A 6,065-nucleotide genomic window follows, 5' to 3' on the forward strand; every position below is an offset into this window, starting at 1 on the left:
GTAAAGCATGTCCGATCATCCCACCCAGCCCGTGCCTCCCCGGATCATCGCCGATCGCTACACGTTGCTCGCCGAGCTCGGCAGGGGCGGCACCGGAGTGGTCTGGCGAGCCCTGGACCAGGTGATCGACCGCGAGGTGGCGATCAAGGAGCTGCGGTCGGTGGACCGGTACGGTGCCGAACGGGACGGCATGGTGTTCGCCGAACGGGTGCTGCGTGAGGTGCGCACCGGCGGGCGGCTGAACGATCCGGCCGTGGTGGCGGTACACGACGTGGTGGTCGAGACGGACGCGACGTACATCGTGATGGAGTTGGTCGCCGCGCCCACCCTGTCCGAGCTGGTCGCGCAACGCGGCCCGCTGCCTGGTGATCGGGCGGCCGAGATCGGCGAACAGCTGCTCGCCGCGTTGGACGCCGCGCACCAGGCGGGAATCGTGCACCGGGACGTGAAACCCGGCAATGTGCTGGTTCTCGACGACTGGCGGGTGAAGCTCACCGATTTCGGCATCGCCAGGGCGGTCGACGATCCACAACTGACGACCTCGGGCATGTTGGTCGGCTCGCCGGCCTTCATCGCGCCGGAACGCCTCGAAGGCGCCGAGGCCAGTCCAGCTTCGGATCTGTGGTCGCTTGGCGCGACGCTGTATTTCGCCGTGGAGGGGTTGCCGGCTTTCGAGCGCAGTACGGCGGCGGCCACATTGCACGCGGTGCTGCATGAGGTCCCATATCTGAGTCGCGCCAGTGGTCCGCTGGCCTCGGTGATCAGTGGTCTACTCGTCACCTCCGCGACGGCGCGAATGTCCACGGAACAGGCGCGCGGGCTGCTGCGGACGGCCGCGGCCGAACGGGTCGCGCCGGTAGCCGCGGAGCCACGGCCGATGCCGGAACAGTCGCCGATGCCGCTGGCCACCGGGCCGCACCCGGTGCGGCCAGAGCCGGGAAGGCATCCGGGCAGGCATCGATGGCGTTACGCCACGGCCGCGACGGTGGCGGCGATTGCGTTGGTGTTCGCCGGCGGCCTGCTTGACCGGATCCTGTTCGCGCCAACCACGGATCCGCGGTCCGGCGCGGTGGCACCGGGCGGCCAGGCCCAGGAACCGGACTCGCCCGCGCTGGCGGAGGTGTGGACCTACGGTGAAGGTGGCGATATCCCGTTCTTCTACTATCCGGACCTGGATAGCGGCAGCTGTATCCGCGAGGTGCGCCGATACGGGAACATCGAACCCGAGGATGCCGTGGACTGCGCCGAACCGCATGCCGCGGAGGTGTTCACCACGATGGGCACCTTGGACAATCCGCTTGCCGGCGACACGTTCCCTACCCCGGACTACCCGGGTACGCAGACCCTCGCGGCGGCCGCGGAAGGCTGGTGCACGTTGTATTTCACATCAAACCAAGTGCGGTACAAGGATAAGCAGGAGACGCTGCGCTACCGCGCGGTTGTTCCATCCAGACAGCACTGGCTCGAAAAATCCTCCGGCGGCGCGAGTCCGGACGATGTTGATCGGCGCGTGTTCTGCTTCGTGGACCGCGCCGATGGTGGTCAACTCGACGGATCGGTGCTGGCGGAACGGAACTGACGCGGTAGCGTCGGCACCATGACACCACCTTGCCCCAGTGCTGCGCCCGGTCGGCCATTCGGGCGCGTGTTGACCGCGATGGCCACGCCCTTCGACTCCGCGGGAACGCTCGATCTGGACAAAGCCGCCGCGCTGGCCAACCAGCTGGTCGAGCTGGGCTGTGACGGTCTGGTCCTTGGCGGGACCACCGGGGAATCACCGACGACCACCGATGCGGAGAAGACCGAGCTGATTCGCGCGGTCCGTGGCGCCGTTGGCGACCAGGTCACGCTGGTCGCCGGCGCGGGCACCTACGACACCGCGCACAGCGTGCGGCAAGCCAAGGACGCCGAGCGGGCCGGTGCGAATGGTCTGCTCGTCGTGACCCCGTATTACTCGCGGCCACCGCAGGCGGGGGTGCTCGCGCATTTCACCACGGTCGCCGACGCCACCGAGTTGCCGGTGATGCTCTACGACATCCCGCCGAGGTCGGTCGTGCCGATCGCGGTGGATACGCTGCGCCGGCTCGCCGAGCATCCGCGCATCCTTGCGGTCAAGGACGCCAAGGGCGACCTGATCGCCGGCAGTGAGGTGCTTGCCAGCACCGACCTCGCGTACTACTCCGGCGATGACGGGCTGAACCTGCCGTGGCTGTCCATTGGCGCCGTCGGCATGGTGAGCGTGATCGGCCATGTGGTCGCCAACCGGCTACGGTCGATGTTGGACAGCTACGAGGGTGGCGACGTCAGCGCGGCCAAGACGGTCCACACCGGACTTATTCCGGTACTCAGGGCGTTCAGTAGGGTGGGCGGCGTGATCTTCGTGAAAACGGCGCTGCGGCTGCGCGGCAACGATATCGGCGACCCCCGGTTGCCGCTGCCGCCGGCGACCGAGGAGCAGGTACAGGCGATCGCTGGAGACCTGGCCGAGGCGGGAGTGCCGCTGGCCGAGTCGCCCAGTTCGGATCTGGCCGCGGCACGAGTGGCCCGGCACGACGCGGCGGCCGCCTACGTCACGCCGACCACGCATACCAGTACCGGGGCGGTGCATCCGTGACGGTACCCGGCCCGCAGGACCCGCCACCGGCGTTGCCGGACGGCGGGCTGCGCATCGTCGCGCTTGGCGGGATCGGCGAGGTCGGTCGAAACATGACCGTGTTCGAACACGGCGGCCGGCTGCTGATCGTCGATTGTGGAGTGCTGTTTCCTGAGGACGAGCAACCCGGGGTGGACCTGATCCTGCCGGATTTCCGGCCGATCGAGAATCGGCTGGACGATATCGAGGCGCTCGTCCTCACCCACGGCCACGAGGACCACATCGGCGCGGTGCCCTTCCTGCTCCGGATGCGCCCGGACCTGCCGATCGTCGGATCGCGGTTCACCCTGGCCCTGGTGGCGGCGAAATGCAAGGAACACCGGCAGGACCCGGTGCTGGTGGAGGTCGCCGAGGGGCAACGCAGCGCGCACGGGGCGTTCGACTGCGAGTTCTTCGCGGTCAACCACTCCATTCCGGACGCGCTGGCCGTCGCGATCCGTACTCCTGCCGGCCTGGTGCTGCACACCGGGGACATCAAGCTGGACCAGCTGCCGCTGGACGGTCGGCTGACCGACCTCGCCGGCTTTTCCCGGCTCGGTGACGAGGGTGTCGATCTGTTCTGTGTGGACTCAACGAACGCCGAAGTGCCGGGATTCGTTGTCCCTGAGCGAGAAATCGGACCAGTACTGGACGGCGTGATCGCCGGTGCCACTCAGCGAGTGATCGTCGCCTGCTTCGCCAGTCATGTGCACCGGGTCCAGCAGGTGCTGGACGTGGCCGTGCGGCACGAGCGTCGAGTCGCCTTCGTGGGGCGCTCGATGGTGCGCAATATGGCCATCGCGGCGGATCTCGGGCTGCTCAACGTCCCGGATGGCCTGCTGATCGATATGGACTCGGCCAGCTCGTTGCCGGAGAACGAGGTGCTGTTCGTGTCCACCGGTTCGCAGGGTGAACCGCTGTCCGCGCTGTCCAGGATGGCACGTGGGGAACACCGGCAGATCGATATCCGGCAGGGCGACACCGTGGTATTGGCGAGTTCGCTGATCCCGGGCAATGAGACCGCGGTATTCGCGGTAGTCAATGGGCTGGTCCGGCTCGGCGCGCAGGTGGTGCACCAGAGCAACGCGAAGGTGCATGTCTCCGGCCATGCGCCCGCCGGTGAGCTGCTCTTCCTGTACAACGCGGTGCGGCCGAGTAACGTCCTGCCGGTACACGGAGAGTGGCGCCATCTGCGGGCGAACGCCGAGCTGGCCAGGCAGACCGGCGTACCGGCCGATCGGGTGGTCATCGCCGAGGACGGGGTGGTGGTCGATCTCGTCGACGGCAAAGCCGAGACGGTTGGCCGCGTCGAGGTTGGACACGTCTATGTGGATGGGCTGTCGGTCGGCGATGTCGGGGAATCCACCCTCTCGGACCGGCTGATCCTTGGCGAGGGCGGGTTCATCGCGATCAATGTGGCGGTGGACCACACATCGGGCAGGGCGGTAGCGCCGCCGACGGTGTCCGGGCGTGGCTTCTCGGATGACCCGAAAGCACTCGAGTCCGTGGTGCCGCTGGTCGAAATGGAGCTGGCCCGTACCGAGGCCGAGGGGATCGTGGACACTCACCGCATTGCCCAGGCCGTTCGCCGGGTCGTCGGTCGCTGGGTCGCGGAAACCTACCGGCGCCGACCGATGATCGTGCCCACCGTGATCGCCGTCTGATCATTCCCGGGGATCGCTGGGCAGCGGTTCGGCGACGGTGGTCGGTCGACTTGTCGCCCGCTGCACGATCGCGGCGCCGCTGAGCAGGACAGCGGCGCCGACGAGCTGGATCGGGGTGAGTGTTTCGCCGAGCAGCAGCCACGCCGCGACCGTGGCCACCACGGGTTCGGCCAGCGCGAGGACACTGGCCACATTCGGCGGAAGGTGTCGCAGTGCGGCGATGCCGCTGAGGTAGGCAAGCACTGTCGCCAGCAGCGCGACCGCGAGCAGCAGTGCCCACACCGGTGGTTGCCATGGGCCGAACTCGGCGCGCGCGTCGAAGACCTCGAACGGCATCCGCCACGGCGGGCTGACGACGGCGACCGCCACGGCGCCGAGCAGCATTCCCCAGGTAACCAACCCCAGCGGGTTCATGGTGTGCGCCCCGCGCTCGCCGATCAGAAAATAGGCGGCCGAACAGCATGCGGCGGCGACCCCGGCGAGCAGGCCCAGCGCGTCCAGGCGCAGGCCGTGCCATACCTGAACCATCGTCGCGAGGCCGAGTACGGCAAGGCCGGTGCCCAGCCACATGAGCTGGGGCAGCACGGTACGGCGGATCAGCCGTACCCACAGCGCGACCAGCACCGGCGAGAGGTACTCGAGTAGCAGCGCGATCCCGACCGGTAGCCGGGAGACCGCGAAGAAGTAGCAGAGCTGGATACCACTGACACCGAGCAGCCCATAGCCGGCTACCAGGCGCCACTGTGTCCGACGGATCCGTAGCGCGCTCGGCTGGCTGAGGCCGACGCCGATGAGCAGCACGAGCGCGGCGATAGCGATTCGCGCGGCGGTGACCTGCTCCGCGGTCATCCCGGCCTGCATTGCTGGCTTCGCGATCGGCCCGGATACACCGAAACACAGCGATGAGGCCAGGATGAGCACGGTGCCGCGGGTGGGATGCGAGGTCGGCGGGGTGTGCACGGTGGTTGCCACCCGCTCAGTATCCCCGGCGGCGGAAAGTCTGGTACGCCCGTGCACTAATGCGCGGCGGCAAGCTGATCGCCTACCCGCGGTTACCGGTGTCGATGCGGTCGGTGTTGGCCGGCGGCCAGCCGCCAGATCGTGTCTGACTGGTCATGATCGGTGGGTAGCGCGCTGCCGTGGTCCTGGCTGGTTGGCTCGTCCTTGCTGCGTGCCCAGCGCGCGGCGCGGCCCTTCGGGGTATACCGCGGATAGGCGGGTTGTTCGCGTGCCTTGCGCTGGCGAACGGTGAGGACAACGGCGATCACCAGCAGACCGAGCCCAAAGAGTGATCCGGCCGTTACCCCGATCGCGAGAAGTATGGTCTGGGACATTTCCGTCCAGTGTTCCAGCGTACGGCGCTGCTGACCAGCGAATGTCGGGATAGTTCTGGTTACTCACCGACGCTGAGGTCGGTGCGGGGCGATCGAGTGTCACCTGGTTAGCTGAGGCGATACCCGCCTGTTCGGACGAGTCTGCTCCCGGCAGGCGACGATCTGTGACGGTACGCCGCGAGACGGCGATATCCACACAGGTGGTAAACCAGCCGACCCAGTAGGGCGTCTACCGGGTACGGACACGCGGCACGCGACCAGCATGGGGAGAAGGGGAGGACGCCGCCATGGGCGGTCAGGCACAGGCCACGCGCAGTGATACCGCGGCGCCACCGCGGCACTCGGGTGGGGTGGCGCGGAAGTATCGCCCGGAGGTTCAGGGGTTGCGGGCGTTGGCTGTGTTGTTGGTGGTGGCGTATCACGTGTGGCTGGATC

5 protein-coding genes are annotated in these 6,065 nt (G+C 67.9%); 3 read left to right on the plus strand and 2 right to left on the minus strand.

The annotated features are described in order from the left end of the window. Window positions 1-7: 7 nt before the first annotated feature. Genes EV191_RS19105 through EV191_RS19115 form a run of 3 tightly spaced genes read left to right on the plus strand, consistent with a single transcriptional unit; the run spans window position 8 to window position 4,296 of the window. The gene (locus tag EV191_RS19105; protein WP_132878456.1) at window positions 8-1,579 is read left to right on the plus strand and encodes a serine/threonine-protein kinase; all 1,572 of its coding nucleotides are present in this window, start codon (window positions 8-10) and stop codon (window positions 1,577-1,579) included. Between the two features lie 18 nt (window positions 1,580-1,597). Beyond that, a complete protein-coding gene (gene dapA, locus EV191_RS19110) occupies window positions 1,598-2,614 on the plus strand; it encodes a 4-hydroxy-tetrahydrodipicolinate synthase (protein WP_132878457.1) in 1,017 nt (338 codons plus the stop codon). Beyond that, window positions 2,611-4,296 carry a ribonuclease J gene (locus EV191_RS19115; protein ID WP_132878458.1) on the plus strand — a complete coding sequence of 562 codons (1,686 nt, stop codon included), beginning with the start codon at window positions 2,611-2,613 and terminating at the stop codon, window positions 4,294-4,296. Before dapA ends, EV191_RS19115 begins: the two co-directional genes overlap by 4 nt. Here EV191_RS19115 and EV191_RS19120 read toward each other — a convergent pair whose 3' ends face one another. Then, window positions 4,297-5,268 carry an EamA family transporter gene (locus tag EV191_RS19120; RefSeq protein ID WP_243659056.1) on the minus strand — a complete coding sequence of 324 codons (972 nt, stop codon included), beginning with the start codon at window positions 5,266-5,268 and terminating at the stop codon, window positions 4,297-4,299. A gap of 80 nt (window positions 5,269-5,348) precedes the next feature. Continuing rightward, a complete protein-coding gene (locus tag EV191_RS19125; protein ID WP_132878460.1) occupies window positions 5,349-5,630 on the minus strand; it encodes a hypothetical protein in 282 nt (93 codons plus the stop codon). Between the last annotated feature and the right edge of the window lie 435 nt (window positions 5,631-6,065).

The organism is Tamaricihabitans halophyticus (assembly GCF_004340875.1).
GTDB lineage: Bacteria > Actinomycetota > Actinomycetes > Mycobacteriales > Pseudonocardiaceae > Tamaricihabitans > Tamaricihabitans halophyticus.

Excerpts from the sequence above, each read along its gene's own strand:
- EV191_RS19105 (WP_132878456.1), top strand. The coding sequence starts at position 8 with ATGTCCGATCATCCCACCCAGCCCGTGCCTCCCCGGATCATCGCCGAT.
- dapA (WP_132878457.1), top strand. The coding sequence starts at position 1,598 with ATGACACCACCTTGCCCCAGTGCTGCGCCCGGTCGGCCATTCGGGCGC.
- EV191_RS19125 (WP_132878460.1), bottom strand. The coding sequence starts at position 5,630 with ATGTCCCAGACCATACTTCTCGCGATCGGGGTAACGGCCGGATCACTC.